Below are 16,196 nucleotides of genomic sequence, written 5' to 3'. Positions count from 1 at the left end.
AGCAGGAGGGCGTGGGCGGATCCACCCGGCATCGCAAGATGTGTCCTGATGTATCAACCCGGAATGGCGCTGCCGTGTTCTCAGTTACGGAGAGCTCATGAGTTCCTCCGCCATCGAGCCCGGTATGAAGCTGGCCGAGCGTTTCCGGCTAGAGGACCGCGTCCATGAGTCCGGCGGAGCGACGCTCTGGAAGGCCATCGACGAAGTGCTCGCCCGGCCCGTCGCCGTGCACACCTTCGACCCCGACTTCCCCCGCCTCAACGAGGTCGTCACGGCCGCCCGTGCGGCCAGCAGACTGACCGACCCGCGGCTGACCCAGGTCTTCGACGCCACCGAGGACGACGGCCGCTCCTATGTCGTCAGCGAATGGGTCAGCGGCGAGACCCTCACCGACATGATCACCTCTGGGCCGCTGGATCCCGAACGGGCCGCCGCGCTCGTCGCGGAGGCGGCCGAGGCGCTGGCCCACGCGCACGAGGCGGACCAGGCCCACCTGTGCCTGACCCCCGACCATCTGGTGTGGACGGCGGGCAGCACGGTCAAACTGCTCGGTGTGGGGGTCGACGCCGTCCTGGCGGACGTGACGAGCGACGACCCGGCCCGGGCCGACGCGGAGGGCCTCGGCCGGCTGCTGTACGCCGGGCTGACCGGCCACTGGCCGGGCGACGAGCAGGAGGGCGGCCTGCCCGCCGCTCCCATGGACGACGGTCACTTCTGCACACCGCGTCAGGTCACCGCGGGCGTCCCCGGTTACCTCGACACCATCACCTGCCGGGCGATGCTGCCGGAGAGCCGGCGCGGGCTCGAACCGCTGACCACACCGGACGAGGTCGCCGAGGCGCTGGCCTCGGTGCCCCGGCCCACCCCGATGCCGATGCCGATGCCCGCGGCGCAGCAGCCGCTCCCGGTGGCCGCCTCGCACTCGGAGGGCCTGGACGCCATGGCGCCCCAGCGCCCCGCCCCGCCCCTTGCCCCGCCGCAGCACCACCCGCGCCCGGCAGGCGGCGGTATGGTCAACAAGGTGGCCATGACCATGGTCGTGCTCCTGGTGATGGTGGCCGTCGGCCTGGGCGCCTGGACGCTCGGCCGCAGCATCGGCAACGCCGGGACCCCCACCGCGGAGCAGACCGCCAAACCCACCGCGACCGTCGCCGCCGCCACCCGTGAGGTGAAGCCCGCCTCCGCCTCCGGCTTCGACCCGCTGGGCACCGACGGTGCCGAGCGGCCCGAGCTCGCCCTCTACGCGGTGGACGGCAAGCCCTCCACCGACTGGCACTCCGAGTCCTACAATTCCGAGGACTTCGGCCGGTTGAAGGACGGCGTCGGCCTGATGCTCACCCTGGACCAGAGCATGTCGGTGAAGCAGGTGTCGGTCGACTTCGGCAGCGGTTCCGGCGGCGCCGCGGAGGTCAGGGTCGGCGACTCCCAGAGCCTGAAGGACATGACCGCGATCGGCAAGTCCGCCGAGGCCTCCGGCAAGAAGGTCTTCTCCGCCGAGTCCCCGGAGAAGGGCAGACACATCCTGATCTGGTTCACCAAGATGCCCACCTACCAGGGCAAGTTCCGGGGAACCGTGATCGATGTGAAGGTCCTCGCCACGAAGTGACGCCAGAGCGATTTGATCGGTTTTACCCGTCTTGTTGACGATCATCGGAGATTTCATGGCACCATCTATCACGTAGTGGTGTTCTCCCCGGACCGGCAGCAGGACTCTCCTTGTGAATTCCCCACCCGAGACCCCGCCAGCGGCGGAACAGCAGATGGCGCGGGCCGCAGTGCCCGATGCCGAGCTGCTGACCCGGCATATCGCCGGGGATCCGCACGCTTTCAGTGAAATAGTCAAGCGACATCGAGACCGCATGTGGGCGGTCGCCCTGCGCACGCTGGGCGATCCCGACGAGGCGGCCGACGCCGTACAGGACGCCTTCGTGTCCGCCTATCGCAAGGCCGACAGCTTCCGCGGCGAGGCGGCCGTCACCACGTGGCTGCACCGCATCGTGGTCAACGCCTGCCTGGACCGCATGCGCAGGAAGTCCATCCGCCCGGTCGCCGACGACGAGCTCGTCGAGGCCGCCGAACGCGACGCCCCGGTGCTCGACCAGACAGCCGAGCGCGAGGTCTCCATGGAGGTCTCGGCCGCGCTCAAGCTGCTGCCCGCGGACCAGCGGGCCGCACTGGTGCTGGTGGACATGATGGGCTACTCCGTAGAGGACGCGGCCCAGGTCCTGGAGGTGCCGAGCGGCACGGTGAAGAGCAGATGCGCCCGTGGGCGCGCGAAACTTGCCCCGATTCTTTCCCATCTACGGAACCGATCCGATCTGTCTCGCGTCTCATCCGCGAAGGGAGCAGAACTTCGTGACGGGTGATACGCACTACGACCTGGAGACCTTGGCCGAACTGGCCGAGGGTCTTCTCGACGCCGCCACGGCCCTGCAGGTACGCGAACATCTCGCGGTCTGTGACCCCTGTGGCGAGAGCCTTGCCGACCTCGCAGCGGTTCGTGAGGTGCTTTCCGCGACGCCTACCCCGGCGATGCCGATGGGAGTCGCACTCAGGATCGACCGCGCGCTGGCCGCAGAGGCCGAGAGCTTCCGTGGAGGTGGAGTGGGCCTGGTGGAAGCACCGGCCTGGGACGACATAATGCGCGACGCGCCATGGGAGGCGACGCCTCTCCCTGAGCCCGAGCCGGAGCCGGTGACACGGCTGGGGGTCGTCGGCGACGACGGCACCATCACTCCGGTCAGGCGGCGCAAGACCACCCGGCGGCGCGGATGGGCGATGCCCGCCGCGGCGGCCGGAATGGTGGCGGCGGTGATCGGTGGAGCCGTGGTGACGAGCGGGGTGCTTTCGGCGCCCGGTTCGAGCCAGGTTCCACCGAGCTCTCTGGCCGTGCCCGCCCCGGGCGGGGGTTACCAGCTGACCGACAGCAACTGGAACTACAACGATCAGGAGCTCAAGGGCTCGCTGCTGGACTACATCGGTCCGGCGCAGATCGTGGACGCCAAGGACATGAGTGGCGGCGCCAAGCTCCAGCAGTGCGTCCAGCGGGTCTCCGCCAAGGTCGGGAAGTCTCCGTTCACCGTGGACCAGGGCCAGTACAACGGTCAGGAGGCCAACATCATGGTCTTCTGGCAGAACAAGGCCAAGAACTCGGTGCGCGTCCACGTCGTGGGCCTGCAGTGTGAGGACCTGCGCAAGCCGGCTCTCGCGAGCTGGAACTGACCTTCGCAACCACCCATTCAGGAGAAGACCCGGTACGGATCCGTCCGTGCCGGGCCTTCTCGTTCCGGCCGGGAATCACCGACGCCTAGGATCTGTTGACGCCACTGGCATCGACAGAGGAGAGGCACAGCAGTGATGGACGTCCGGAATGTGATCATCATCGGATCGGGTCCCGCCGGTTACACATCGGCTGTGTACTCTGCGCGTGCCGACCTCAAGCCCCTGGTCTTCGAGGGCTCCGTCACCGCCGGTGGCGCGCTGATGAACACCACCGAGGTGGAGAACTTCCCCGGCTTCCCCGACGGCATCATGGGCCCCGACCTCATGGACAACCTGCGCAAGCAGGCCGAGCGGTTCGGTGCCGAACTGGTCGCCGACGACGTGGTCGAAGTCGACCTGACCGCCGACCCCAAGGTCGTCAGGACCGCCACCGACACCTACCACGCCAAGGCCGTCATCCTGACCATGGGCTCCGGCTACCGTGAGCTGGGCGTGCCCAACGAGAAGCGGCTGTCCGGGCACGGAGTCTCCTGGTGTGCCACGTGTGACGGCTTCTTCTTCCGCGGTCAGGACATCGTGGTCGTCGGCGGCGGCGACACCGCCATGGAGGAGGCCATCTTCCTCACCCGGTTCGCCAGCACGGTGACCGTGGTGCACCGCCGCGACGAGCTGCGCGCCAGCAAGATCATGCAGGATCGCGCGTTCGCGAACGAGAAGATCCGCTTCGTGTGGGACAGCGAGGTCGCCGACGTCTTCGGCGAGGCCAAGGTCAGCGGAGTGCGCCTGCGCAACCTCAAGACCGGTGAGGAGAGCGAGCTCCCGGCGACCGGGCTGTTCATCGCGATCGGTCACGACCCCCGCACCGAGCTCGTCAAGGGCCAGGTGGAGCTCGACGACGAGGGCTACATCAAGGTCGCCTCCCCTTCCACGCGCACCAACCTGGATGGTGTCTTCGCCGCCGGCGACGTCGTCGACCACACCTACCGCCAGGCGATCACCGCAGCCGGCACCGGCACCGCGGCCTCGCTGGACGCCGAGCGCTGGCTGAGCGACCACGACGAGAACTGACACAACCGGACACCATCGGATAGGGAGAGTAAAACCTTGGGCGCCATCAAGAAAGTGACCGACGCCAGCTTCGAAGCGGACGTCCTCAAGAGCGACAAGCCCGTCATCGTCGACTTCTGGGCCGAGTGGTGCGGTCCCTGCCGCCAGGTCGCCCCGATCCTGGAGGAGATCGCCAACGAGCAGGCCGAGAAGCTGACCGTCGTCAAGCTCAACGTCGACGAGAATCCGTCGACCGCCGGCAACTACGGCGTACTCCAGATTCCGACCCTGAACGTCTATAAAAACGGAGAGGTTGTGAAGCAGATCATCGGCGCCAAGCCGAAGGCCATGCTGCTTCGCGAGCTCGAGGGCATCATCTGAGCCCCGTTCCGCAACGTAGGCAGTGCGGGTGGGACGGGGCTCCGGCCCCCTGCGGCGGATCGCACCCCACAGCGCCTGCCGTACCACCCGCTTCCGAGCGGTACACCCACCCAGTAGTGAAAGCCCCCTCGCCCGGCCGGTGAGGGGGCTTTCGCACGTTTCGGGCACCCCCGCTCGCTCTTCGCCGCGTCGGCGAGCCCGTGAGGGGCCTCCTGGGGTGCCGTGGCGTCGCTCCGGCACCACGGGCCGGGCGACCGGGCGCGGGCCTCAGACGGGCCGCAGCGCCCGTTCGGGGTTCATGGAGCCCAGCAGCCTCTCCAGGGCCACCTCGACGTCCTCCCGCCAGGACACGGCGGTTTTGAGCTCAAGGCGGAGCCGGGGGAAGCGCAGATGCGGCCGGACCGTCTTGAATCCCACCGAGAGCAGATAGTCGGCGGGCATCAGGCACGCGCCGGGCTGCTCCCACTTCAGGTCACCGAACGCCTCGATCGCCCGCACACCGCGCCTCGTCAGGTCCTTGGCCACGCCCTGGACCAGCATCCGTCCCAGGCCGCCGCCGGAGAACTCGGGGATGATGTGCGCGGTCATCAGCAGCACGGCGTCGGCGCTGACCGGTGAGGTGGGGAAGGCCACCGAGCGCGGCACGTAGTGCGGAGGCGCGTAGAGCACGAAGCCGGCGGCCACGCCGTCCACATAGACGATCTTTCCGCAGCTTCCCCACTCCAGCAGGGTGGAGGAGACCCAGGCCTCCTTCTCCAGCCCCGGGTCTCCCGCCTCGACCGCCCGGTTCCCGTTCATGGGATCGAGCTCCCAGAAGACGCACCGGCGACAGCGGCGCGGCAGGTCGTCGAGATTGTCGAGTGTGACATTTGCCAGCCGACGCGACACCTGTTGGCCCCAATCCTGGCGAGACGAGTGCAAGCCATGGCGAAAAACGCGCGAAAACGGCGTCTCCAGCTGGCATCGTAGCTCAGTGAGGGTCCCGGTTTCAGGTGTCCCGTCCCCCCACGCAGACGACAATGGCCACTGACGTAATCTGGTTTCTCTGGCACGAGCACATACCGTGCTCCACATGACTAGGAGGTGGACCGTGCCCCAAGAGTCAGATCACGGTCAGACCGTCGCGGCCCAGGGCTCGCGGATCGACGCCTACGTCGACCGCTACGCCGCACGAGCTACCGGGATGGTCGCCTCCGAGGTTCGCGCACTCTTCGCCGTCGCGTCGAGGCCCGAAGTGGTCTCGCTGGCCGGCGGCATGCCGTACGTCACCGCCCTTCCGCTCGACATCGTGGGAGAGCTCGTCGCCGACCTGGTCGCCCGGCGCGGCCCGGTCGCCCTGCAGTACGGCTCCGGCCAGGGTGACCCGCACCTGCGCGAGCAGATCTGCGACGTCATGCGGATGGAGGGGATCGAGGCCAACTCCGACGACGTCGTCGTCACCGTCGGCTCGCAGCAGGCCCTCGACCTGATCACCCGCATCTTCATCGACCCCGGCGACGTCATCCTCACCGAGGGGCCCTCCTACGTGGGTGCGCTGGGCACCTTCGCCGCCTACCAGGCCAAGGTCGTCCACATCGCCATGGACGACGAGGGGATCATCCCCGAGTCGCTCGCCCAGACCATCTACGCCCTGAAGACCGCGGGCGCCCCGATCAAGTTCCTGTACACCATCCCCACTTTCCAGAATCCGGCCGGGGTGACGCTCAACACGGCGCGCAGGCAGCAGGTGCTGGACATCTGCCAGCGTGCGGATGTGCTGATCGTCGAGGACAATCCGTACGGCCTGCTCGGCTTCGACGGCGAGCCCATGAGGGCGCTGCGTGCCGACAACGCCGACGGTGTCGTCTATCTCGGTTCGTTCTCCAAGACCCTGGCCCCCGGTTTCCGGGTCGGCTGGGCGCTCGCCCCGCACGCCATCCGCGACAAGCTGGTGCTGGCGATGGAGTCGGCTGTCCTGTCCCACTCCTCCTTCACCCAACTCGCCGTCGGGCAGTACCTCGCCACCCAGCCGTGGCGCGAGCAGATCAAGGTCTTCCGGGAGCTCTATCGCGAGCGCCGGGACGCCATGATCAGTTCGCTTGAGGCGCTGATGCCCGCCGACTTCACCTGGACCCGTCCCAGCGGAGGCTTCTTCGTCTGGGCCACCCTTCCCGAAGGGCTCGACTCCAAGGCGCTCCTGCCTCGCGCCGTCTCCGAACGAGTGGCCTTCGTCCCGGGCACCGGCTTCTACGCCGACGGGGGCGGTTCGCGGCACATGCGGCTGTCCTACTGCTACCCGGAGCCCGACCGCATCCGTGAGGGCGTCCGCCGCCTGGCCGGGGTGATCGAGCAGGAGCTCCGGTTGCGCGACACGTTCGGCACCGGCGCGGCCCTCGGCCACATCGGCGTGGACACCCCGGGTCCCGATCTCGCCTGATCGTCTGTCTGTGGGCGCCTTCCGCGGTTCCGGAAGGCGCCCACAGACATGAGCCCCCTCGGGTGCACGCCGACGCGGCGAGTTGCCGTACGGTGATTTCCGGCGCCACGGTGTTTTCCGGCGTCACTGTACGGCGATCACCCCGGTCATGGTGTGAGCCGGCTCCATTGGCTCTGCGCGGGCCGCGAAGAGAGGTATTTCGGGTGAGTGATCTGGGCTATGTGCTCGTCCTGGCAGGCGGCCTGTCCTATGAGCGGGAGGTGTCCCTCCGCTCGGGGCGCCGGGTGAGCGAGGTGCTGCGCACGGCCGGAATATCGGTGGAGACCCGGGATACCGACGCCTCGCTGGTCCCGTCCGTGCTCGCCGACCCGCCGGACGCGGTCTTCGTCACCCTCCACGGCGGGGCCGGTGAGGACGGCGCCATCCGCTCGGTCCTCGAACTGCTGTCGGTCCCCTATGTCGGGGCCGGGCCCGACGCCTGCCGGGTGGCGTTCGACAAGCCCACCGCCAAGACCGTCGTCCGATCCGTCGGTCTGCGCACTCCCGAATCGGTGACGCTCCCCAAGGAGACCTTCCACGATCTCGGCGCCGCGACGGTGCTGAGCCGTATCGTGGAACGGCTCGGCCTCCCCCTGTTCGTCAAGCCTTCTCGCGGCGGCTCCGCGCTCGGCGCATCGGTCGTCCGTACCGCCGAAGACCTCCCCGCCGCCATGGTCGGTTGCTTCGCCTACGGCGACACCGCGCTGATCGAGCGCTGCGTCGAGGGCGTCGAGGTCGCCGTCTCGGTGGTCGACCTCGGAGGGGGGCCGGTGGCCCTGCCCCCCGTGGAGATCGTCCCCGACAGGGGCGCCTACGACTACGCGGCCCGTTACACCGCCGGCCACACCGAGTTCTTCGCGCCGGCCCGCCTGTCCCCCGAGACGGCCGCCGCCTGTGCCGAGATGGCCGTGACCGCGCACACCGCTCTCGGTCTCCGCGACCTCTCCCGCACCGACCTCATCGTCGACGCCGACGGCCTCCCGCACTTCCTCGAAGTGAACGTCGCGCCGGGCATGACCGAGACCTCGCTCTTCCCCATGGCCGTCGAAGCGGCCGGCGACGACCTCGGCACTCTCTGCCGGGTCCTCCTGGAGCAGGCCGCCGCCCGCGGCACCGCCTGAACTCCGGCCGCTCCAGCAGGCTCCTGACATACGTCCCGTCCGCGGTCCCGCGACCCCGTACCCCTCCTCTGATCGTTCCTGATCGGTGGAGGGCGCACGGGTCGTCCGCTCGCTCGATGTGTCCTCCGGACGACTCGATGCGGACGGACTGACGCGCAAGCCGGTCTGGTGTGCGAAGCGACTCGATACGCCTCCCAGTCCGCGCACCGGCTCCAAGACCGGTGGACGGATGGCTCAGCGCGAACGGACTGACGCGCAAGCCGGTCTGGTGTGCGAAGCGGCTCGATACGCCTTCCGGTCCGCGCACCGGCTTCCGGGATCGGTGCGGACAGACCGGCGCGGGTCGGCACCGGACCTGATGCGCAAGTCAGCCACTCGGTGGGTGAACGGCCGCCGGAAACCGCTCGCCTAGGCTGGCCCTGTGCTGACTTCCACTCCCTTCCCCAAGAGCTTCGCCAGTGACAACCACGCGGGCGTCCACCCCGCGGTGCTGGCCGCCATCGTCGAGGCCAACGCCGGAGACGCCCCCGCCTACGGTGGGGACGCCTGGACTCTCGCGATGGAGGACGCTTTCCGCGCCGAGTTCGGCGCCCAAGCGACCGTCTACCCCATGTTCAACGGGACCGGTGCCAATGTCGTGGGGCTGGGCCTCACGCTGCGGGCCTACGATGCCGTCCTCTGCCCGGCCACCGCCCACATCAATGGCAGCGAATGTGGCGCCGCAGAACGTGTGCTGGGCACCAAACTGATCCCACTCCCCACAGACGACGGCAAGCTCAGGGTGAGCGACATCCATGGCCAGCTCTCCGCGCTGGGCAACGTGCAGCACTCCCAGCCCCGGGTCGTCTCCATCTCCCAGGTGACTGAGTGCGGCACCTGCTACACCGCCGACGAAATCGCCGAGCTTGCGGACTTCGTCCATGCGCATGGGCTCCTCCTCCACATGGACGGCGCCCGTCTGGCCAACGCGGCGGCCGAACTCGGCTGCTCGATGCGTTCCCTCACCACAGACGCCGGGGTGGACCTGTTCAGTTTCGGCGGCACCAAGAACGGCGCCATGGGCGCGGAGGCGCTTGTCGTCCTCAATCCCGCGCTGGATGCTCCCGCTCTGTTCCTGCGCAAGCAGGGGATGCAGCTCGCCTCCAAGATGCGGTTCGTCTCCGCCCAGTTGACCGCTCTGCTCTCCGACGATCTCTGGCGCGAGAACGCCGCCCACGCCAATGCGATGGCGCATCGCCTGGCGGACGGTGTCGCCGATCTCCCGGGCGTCTCGCTCCGCTATCCCGTCCAGTCCAACGCCGTCTTCCTCGCGCTCCCTGAGAAGGCGATCACCGAGCTCCAGCAGCGCTACCTCTTCCATGTCTGGGACGCGGAAGAGAACGTGGTGCGATGGGTGACGTCGTTCGACACGACCGCCGAACACATCGACGCTTTCGTGGCCGATATCCGTCTCGCCGTCCGTGGTGGGCTTGACTCCCAGGGCGGCACGGTGAGAGCAGAAGAGGGTTGATCCGGACCTGCCGCTGCGACCGATCCAATCCTCGCAGGATGGATACGGATCGGCCGAACCGTCGGAGCGGAGGGACGCCGAGCCGTCGAAACAGACGAACGCGCGCGAGCCCTTCGCGTCGCCGGGTGTCTGTTTCACGTGAAACAGACGAGACGCCATCGAAGCCGAACTCGCAGGTATGGCTCCCCGCTCCGCCAGCCGACCGGCTCACGGCCGAGCGTCTGGGCACATGAACGAACGGGGCGCCATCGGCGCTGACCCGCGTATACGGCTCTCCGCTCCCCCGACCGACCAAGCTCAGGCGAAACGAAGAAGCCGAGCGTCTGTTTCACGTGAAACAGACGAGACGCCATCGGAGCTGATCCGCGCATACGACTCTCCGCTCTCCAAGCGACCGAGCTCACGCGAAACGAACAGGGCGCCATCGAAGCCGGAGCCGGCAGGTATGGCTCTCCGCTCCGCCAGCCGACCGAGCTCACGGCCGAGCGTCTGGGCACATGAACGAACGGGGCGCCATCGAAGCCGGAGCCGCAGGTGCGGCTCCCCGCTCCGCCAGCCGACCGAGCTCACACGAAACGAAGGAGCCGAGGACGGTGATAGCCATGTTTCACGTGAAACGGATCAGTACGGCCGTCCGACAGATGGCGTTTCCGGTGAACGGCGCTTCCGATGGCCTGAGGGCACCTGAGCGGTTCAGGCGTTCCGGCCCAGTGCGGCCGAACCGACTCCGACTCCGGGATTTCCTGCCAGGGGGCGCAACCAGAACGGTCTCCCTGTTTCACGTGAAACAGGGAGACCGCTGGAAAGGTTCGTCCGTGGACAGGCCGGCTACTCCTCCGCCGTCTGCATGGACCCCGGAGCCATCGTCCCGATGATGCGCTCCAGATCGTCAATGGTCGCGAACTCCACCACGATGCGACCCTTGCGCCGGCCGAAGTCCACCTTCACCCGGGTCTCGAAGCGGTCGGAGAGACGGTCGGCCAGATGGCGCAGGGCGGGCTCCTCTGTGGCCTTCGCCTTCGGAGCCTTCGGGGTGGGCGCCGAGGCGGCCTTGACGTCCCCTACTGCCACGATCTCCTCGACCGCGCGGACCGACAGCAGCTCGGCCACGATCCGGGCGGCGAGACGTTCCTGCGCCGCGGGGTCATCCAGAGGCAGGAGCGCCCGGGCATGGCCGGCTGTGATCGTTCCCGCCGAGACACGGAGCTGAACCTTGGACGGCAGGTTGAGGAGGCGCAAGGTGTTCGTCACATGGGAGCGGGAACGGCCGATGCGGGCGGCGAGCTGCTCGTGGGTGGCGCCGAAGTCGTCGAGAAGCTGCCGGTAGGCCGCTGCCTCCTCCAGGGCGTTGAGCTGTTCGCGCTGGAGGTTCTCGATGAGCGCGTCCAGCAGGAGCTTGTCCTCCTGGGTGCTCCGTACGATCGCGGGGATCTTCGAGAGCCCGGCGAGCTTGGAGGCACGCAAGCGGCGCTCCCCCATGATGAGCTCGTAGCCGTCCTCGCCCATGGCGCGGACGACGATGGGCTGGAGCAGGCCGACCTCGGTGATCGAAGTGGCGAGCTCCTTCAGCGCCTCGTTGTCGAAGATGGTTCTGGGCTGACGCGGATTGCGCTCGATCTTCTCGATCGGAATCTCAAGGAAATACGCACCCGCCACCGGCTTCAGCGCGGGCTGGTGCCGCTCTGCCACCGGCTCCGGAGCGACCATGGTCGCGGTCGCCGATGGTGTGCTCTGCACCACGGGCGGGCCCGGAATGAGCGCCGCCAGTCCCCTGCCGCCCATCCCCCTCGGCTGCTTACTCACTGCCCCTCCTGTGGCTCAGGTTTTCACTCACAATGACGGCCACGGATCTTCCGGCGTTCACACGGCCGCGCCGCGGTAGGCCATCTCACGGGCGGCGTCCATGTAGGCCATCGCACCGCTGGAGCCCGGGTCATAGGTCATGACGGACTGGCCATAGCTCGGGGCCTCGGAGACACGGACACTACGGGGAATCAGCGTGGTCAGCACGGTCTCACCGAAGTGGGACCGGACCTCCTCGGCGACCTGGGAGGCCAGCCGGGTCCGTCCGTCGTACATCGTCAGCAGGATCGTGGACATGTCGAGCGACGGATTCAGATGGGCGCGGACGAGATCCACGTTACGGAGCAGCTGTCCGAGACCTTCCAGCGCGTAGTACTCGCACTGGATGGGGACCAGCAGTTCGTTCGCGGCCATCAGCGCGTTGACGGTCAGCAGGCCGAGCGAGGGAGGACAGTCGATGAAGACGTAGTCGAACTCGATCGCCTTGTAGGCGGTCAGGGCGCGCTGCAGACGAGCTTCACGCGCGACCATGGAGACCAGTTCGATCTCAGCACCGGCGAGGTCGATCGTGGCGGGGGCACAGTAGAGTCCGGGCATCTCCGGAACCTCCTTGACGACCTCGTCAAGGGAGAGGTCCTCCACCAGGACCTTGTACATGTCCGGCACGTCGCCACGGTGCTCGATGGACAGCGCCGTGGAGGCGTTGCCCTGCGGGTCGAGATCGACCACGAGCACCCGCTGGCCGTGCATGGACAGCGCGGCCGCCAGGTTCACCGATGTCGTGGTCTTGCCCACCCCGCCCTTCTGGTTGGCGACGGTGAAGATGCGGGTCTTCGGAGGTCGGGGCCAGCTCTCATCGCGGGTTCCCACGGAACCTCCAGGAGCGGCTGTAGTCGTCTGGGCCGGTGTTTCACGTGAAACCACTGAGCTGAGTGCCTCTCGTACCAGCGGCGAGTCGCCGGGATTAAGGGGGGTCTGGGTCACGATCGTCGTCCTTTCAACCGGCCAGACTACGGTGGCGGGAGCCGAAACCGGCCATCCCAGGCCGGAGGACCGTCCACGGGGCACGACGGTGGGCTCCTCTGGCCAGCCAAGACCGCCCGCCGCGCTGACGATCGCACTTCCACGGTCATTCACTGGCCTAATACTCGCTTTACTCGGTCTGTCATTGGCGTCGTGATCGCTTTGATCGCGGTTCACGATCCCTCCGGCGAGAGACCTGCCGTGCTCCTTCGGGTGCCCGACCGGCGACCACTCGGATGAGAGTTGCAGGCGGCTCGACCTTACCGTGCCCGACCGATACAAGCTCGGCGATCTGCACCCCGCTGGAGCGCAACTGCTCCTCAGCGCCCGCCAGTTCCTCCGCGGCCCGCTCGCCCTTCATCGCGAGAAGCTCTCCTCCCTCGCGGAGCAGCGGTATCGACCACGTCAGCAACCGGTCGAGTGGTGCCACCGCGCGGGCGGAGGCCACATCGAACTCGCGCTTGCCCACGAACTCCTCAGCCCGGCCTCGCAGCACCTCGACGTTGCCGAGCTTCAACGCCTCCACGCACTCCTGAAGGAACACCGTCCGGCGGAGGAGAGGTTCCAGGAGCGTGACCGTGATGTCCGGCCGTACGATCGCCAGGACCAGGCCTGGGAGGCCGGCTCCCGAACCGATGTCCACCAACCGCACGTCGGCGGGGACGGCCTCGGCCACCACCGCGCAGTTGAGCAGATGACGGTCCCAGACACGGGGCACCTCCCGGGGCCCGAGCAGTCCTCGTACCACGCCGGGACCGGCCAGCAGTTCTGCGAACGCCTCCGCTCTGAACCAGGCGTCCCCGGTGAACACCTCCCGCGCGATCTCGGGCGGCTCGGGAATCTGTTCGCTCACTCGACGCTCACTCTTCCTCGGAACTGTCTGGATCAGGATTTTCTAAGGCTAACGGCCCGCTTCCGTACGGCGCTCAGAGGCGGGCCACAAAAAGAGCCGCCGCCCCCGGGAAAACCGGGGACGACGGCCAGTGTCCGTCCGTCGTGCCGCTACGCGGGCAGGACCACCACGAAACGCCGGGGCTCCTCGCCCTCGGACTCGCTCCGCAGGCCCGCCGCCGCGACCGCATCGTGCACGATCTTGCGCTCGAACGGGGTCATCGGCTGCAGCGGGGTGGGCTCACCGTTGCGCTTGACGTCCTCAGCGATCTTCATGCCGAGCTCACGCAGCTCCGTACGGCGACGCTCGCGGTAGCCGCCGATGTCGAGCATGAGCCGCGAGCGCTCTCCCGTCTGGCGGTGGACCGCGAGCCGGGTCAGCTCCTGGATGGCTTCCAGCACCTCACCGTTGGGACCGACGAGGTCGCCGCCCTTGATGTCCACGACCGACACCACGGCGCGATCGCCCTCGACATCCATGTCGATGTCACCGTCGATGTCGGCGATGTCGAGCAGACCCTCGACGTAGTCCGCCGCGATCTCGCCTTCCTGCTCCAGCGCAGCGAGATCCGGAGCCGCTTTCACGGTCTCCTTTTCGGCCTCGGCCTCGGTCACGTCCAGCCACTCCTTCGTGCTGTCGGGGATGTCGTCAGGACTTCTTGCTACCCGTCCGCTTGCTGCGGGGCTGACGGGTCCTCTGCTGGCGGACCGGCTTGGGCTCCGGCTGCTGAGGAGGCGCCTCCGGCTCGGGAGCGGGCTTCCTGACCCTGCTCAGCAGGCTCGGCTTGGGCTCGGGGGTCACCATGTTGCCCTTGGCGTCGGCCACCGGCGAGGGGTTGCGGCTGTAGAACCAGTGCTGCTGGCTCAGCGTCCACAGGTTGGTGGTGACCCAGTAGAGGATCAGACCGAGGGGGAAGTTCAGTGAGAAGACCGCGAACAGCGGCGAGACGTACATCAGGATCTTCTGCTGCTGCGCCATCGGGTTGTCCGGCATCTGGGCCATCGAGCGGCCCACGCTCTGCCGGACGGTGAGGAACGTGGTCAGCGAGCTGATCGCGACGAAGACCGCGAGGACGATCTTCGTCTGGATCGCGTTGGCGCCGAACGCCTCGATCTGCGCGGAGTCGGTCCAGAAGGTCGCGGGCAGCGGGGCACCGAAGATGTGCGCGGCCCGGGCGCTGTCGACGAACTGCTGCGTCATGCCGAACTTGAGCTGGCCGTGGGCCATCGCGTTCAGCACGGTGAACATCGAGATGAAGATCGGGAACTGGGCCACGACCGGCAGACAGCCGCCGAGCGGGTTGGCCCCCTGCCCCTGGTACAGCGCCATGACCTCCTGGTTCATGCGCTGCTTGTCGTTCTTGTAACGCTTACGTATTTCCTGGACCTTGGGGGCCAGCTCCTGCATCTTCTTCGACGAGCGCATCTGCTTGAGGAAGAGAGGGAAGATGAGCAGCCGCATGAGCACGGTCAGGGTGATGATGGTCAGCGCCCAGGTGAGCCCGCTGTCGGGGTCGAGGAAGCTGCTATAACCCTGGTGAATCCAGGTGATGACGTGGGCGACGGCCGTATAGAGCCAATTCAGCCAGGACAGCTCCACCGAGCTAGCTCCCTTGCGTTTCGTCGGACCGGCCCGGGCGCGGGGGCACCGGGTCAAAACCTCCGGGATGGAATGGGTGGCAACGCCCGATTCTCCGGATCGTCAACCATGTGCCGCGCAGCGCGCCGTGGACGGTGACCGCCTCAAGGCCGTAGGCGCTGCACGAGGGATGGAAACGGCAACGAGGACCCAGCAGAGGGCTCACAAAGGTCCGGTAGAACCGGATAGGAGCCATCAGGATCCTGGCAGCCGGAGAAACTCCGGCAATCTGCTGCGCCGTCATCATCGCCCATCCATGTGAGCCTGGGAAGGCTCTCGCCGCCTGAGTAAACGATCCAGCGCGACGTCGAGTTCGGCGGCAAGGCGCTCGCTTCGCGCGGACGCGGCCGGTGGATTGGCGCGTACAACCAGCAGGCTACCTCTCGGGAGGCGATGAAGGCGGTCCCGGATGAGGTGTCTCAACTGACGTTTGACTCGATTTCGGATAACCGCGCCTCCCACGGCACGGCTCACCACGAACCCCACCAGGGGCGATTCGTCCCTGTCCGCGGGCACGCTCAAGTGCACGACCAGGGTGGGGCGGCCTGCACGGCTTCCCTTTCTGATCGCGTTGGCGAACTCCTCGCCCCGGCGCATGCGGGACACGGACGGCAACACGAAAGAACCTCGGTTGACCCTGGGCAGGTACGGCCATCGCCCGCCGGCATCACGGCCGACGGGCGACGTAACACTGCCTCACACCCGGCGGACCGGGCGCAACGGGTGATCAGGCGGAGAGCTCGGCGCGGCCCTTGCGGCGACGGGCGGCCAGGATGGCGCGGCCGGCGCGGGTGCGCATGCGCAGCCGGAAGCCGTGGGTCTTCGCGCGACGGCGGTTGTTCGGCTGGAAAGTACGCTTGCTCACGAGTGGGCTCCAGGCTTGAGTCGCGTCCCCAGCACATGGAGACGCTCGACAATGGCTGGCCTGCCGGAAGCGGGGCATGCGAAATAGCCGCCGCGTGGCAAGCCGACCGTCGTACGTTACGGGGAATACGTGCCCCAGGTCAAACCAGAGCGGACCTGCTGAGCACGCGGATACAGGTTATCCACTAATCCACAGCCCCTTTATCCACTGCCGCCCCGCCGTCCACAGGATGAGCACCC

General features: G+C 67.8%; 17 protein-coding genes. 8 read left to right on the top strand and 9 right to left on the bottom strand.

Features of this window, described 5'->3' with window-relative positions:
* Positions 1-97 precede the first annotated feature (97 nt).
* From OHA77_RS21050 to trxA, 5 genes are all read left to right on the top strand, one after another.
* Positions 98-1,606 carry a protein kinase family protein gene (locus OHA77_RS21050; RefSeq protein WP_406311291.1) on the top strand — a complete coding sequence of 503 codons (1,509 nt, stop codon included), beginning with the start codon at positions 98-100 and terminating at the stop codon, positions 1,604-1,606.
* Positions 1,607-1,760: 154 nt separating this feature from the next.
* Entirely contained in the window at positions 1,761-2,366 is a 606-nt protein-coding gene (sigM, locus tag OHA77_RS21045; RefSeq protein WP_406311290.1) for an RNA polymerase sigma factor SigM, read from the top strand.
* Positions 2,356-3,222, top strand: a complete 867-nt coding sequence (locus OHA77_RS21040; protein ID WP_406311289.1) for an anti-sigma factor family protein — start codon at positions 2,356-2,358, stop codon at positions 3,220-3,222. The genes sigM and OHA77_RS21040 overlap by 11 nt, the downstream gene beginning before the upstream one ends.
* A gap of 132 nt (positions 3,223-3,354) precedes the next feature.
* The gene (gene trxB / locus OHA77_RS21035) at positions 3,355-4,290 is read left to right on the top strand and encodes a thioredoxin-disulfide reductase (protein WP_406311288.1); all 936 of its coding nucleotides are present in this window, start codon (positions 3,355-3,357) and stop codon (positions 4,288-4,290) included.
* 36 nt (positions 4,291-4,326) lie between these two features.
* Positions 4,327-4,650, top strand: coding sequence for a thioredoxin (trxA, locus tag OHA77_RS21030; RefSeq protein WP_326826596.1), 324 nt, complete (start codon positions 4,327-4,329; stop codon positions 4,648-4,650).
* A gap of 267 nt (positions 4,651-4,917) precedes the next feature.
* Here the strand turns inward: trxA and OHA77_RS21025 are convergent, their stop codons facing one another.
* Positions 4,918-5,538, bottom strand: a complete 621-nt coding sequence (locus tag OHA77_RS21025) for a GNAT family N-acetyltransferase (RefSeq protein ID WP_406311287.1) — start codon at positions 5,536-5,538, stop codon at positions 4,918-4,920.
* Between the two features lie 184 nt (positions 5,539-5,722).
* Here OHA77_RS21025 and OHA77_RS21020 point away from each other — a divergent pair, with 184 nt between their 5' ends.
* From OHA77_RS21020 to OHA77_RS21010, 3 genes are all read left to right on the top strand, one after another.
* Positions 5,723-7,066 (top strand): PLP-dependent aminotransferase family protein, encoded by a 1,344-nt coding sequence (locus OHA77_RS21020; protein ID WP_406311286.1) that lies wholly within the window; start codon positions 5,723-5,725, stop codon positions 7,064-7,066.
* Between the two features lie 203 nt (positions 7,067-7,269).
* Positions 7,270-8,226, top strand: coding sequence for a D-alanine--D-alanine ligase (locus OHA77_RS21015; RefSeq protein WP_406311285.1), 957 nt, complete (start codon positions 7,270-7,272; stop codon positions 8,224-8,226).
* 421 nt (positions 8,227-8,647) lie between these two features.
* Positions 8,648-9,736 (top strand): threonine aldolase family protein, encoded by a 1,089-nt coding sequence (locus OHA77_RS21010; protein ID WP_406311284.1) that lies wholly within the window; start codon positions 8,648-8,650, stop codon positions 9,734-9,736.
* A gap of 828 nt (positions 9,737-10,564) precedes the next feature.
* Here the strand turns inward: OHA77_RS21010 and OHA77_RS21005 are convergent.
* From OHA77_RS21005 to rpmH, 8 genes are all read right to left on the bottom strand, one after another.
* Positions 10,565-11,539: a ParB/RepB/Spo0J family partition protein gene (locus tag OHA77_RS21005; protein ID WP_406311283.1), complete on the bottom strand. Its 975-nt coding sequence runs from the start codon at positions 11,537-11,539 to the stop codon at positions 10,565-10,567.
* 57 nt (positions 11,540-11,596) lie between these two features.
* On the bottom strand, positions 11,597-12,463 hold the full coding sequence (locus tag OHA77_RS21000; protein WP_406319850.1) for a ParA family protein: 867 nt from the start codon (positions 12,461-12,463) through the stop codon (positions 11,597-11,599).
* A 241-nt stretch (positions 12,464-12,704) separates the two neighbouring features.
* Complete coding sequence (gene rsmG / locus OHA77_RS20995; protein WP_326826602.1) at positions 12,705-13,415, bottom strand: 16S rRNA (guanine(527)-N(7))-methyltransferase RsmG; 711 nt, start codon at positions 13,413-13,415, stop codon at positions 12,705-12,707.
* Positions 13,416-13,564: 149 nt separating this feature from the next.
* Positions 13,565-14,068 (bottom strand): R3H domain-containing nucleic acid-binding protein, encoded by a 504-nt coding sequence (locus tag OHA77_RS20990; RefSeq protein WP_326826603.1) that lies wholly within the window; start codon positions 14,066-14,068, stop codon positions 13,565-13,567.
* A 34-nt stretch (positions 14,069-14,102) separates the two neighbouring features.
* Positions 14,103-15,053 (bottom strand): membrane protein insertase YidC, encoded by a 951-nt coding sequence (gene yidC / locus OHA77_RS20985; protein WP_406311282.1) that lies wholly within the window; start codon positions 15,051-15,053, stop codon positions 14,103-14,105.
* 4 nt (positions 15,054-15,057) lie between these two features.
* A complete protein-coding gene (gene yidD, locus OHA77_RS20980; protein WP_406319849.1) occupies positions 15,058-15,336 on the bottom strand; it encodes a membrane protein insertion efficiency factor YidD in 279 nt (92 codons plus the stop codon).
* The gene (rnpA, locus tag OHA77_RS20975) at positions 15,336-15,689 is read right to left on the bottom strand and encodes a ribonuclease P protein component (RefSeq protein ID WP_326826950.1); all 354 of its coding nucleotides are present in this window, start codon (positions 15,687-15,689) and stop codon (positions 15,336-15,338) included. Before rnpA ends, yidD begins: the two co-directional genes overlap by 1 nt.
* Before the next feature lie 130 nt (positions 15,690-15,819).
* Positions 15,820-15,957, bottom strand: coding sequence for a 50S ribosomal protein L34 (gene rpmH, locus OHA77_RS20970; protein ID WP_010849920.1), 138 nt, complete (start codon positions 15,955-15,957; stop codon positions 15,820-15,822).
* Positions 15,958-16,196 lie beyond the last annotated feature (239 nt).

It is taken from the genome of Streptosporangium sp. NBC_01639, assembly GCF_045209755.1.
In the GTDB taxonomy this organism is placed as follows: domain Bacteria; phylum Actinomycetota; class Actinomycetes; order Streptosporangiales; family Streptosporangiaceae; genus Streptosporangium.
Note: the sequence above shows the minus strand (reverse complement) of the source record. Positions and strands in the feature narration are given on the sequence as shown.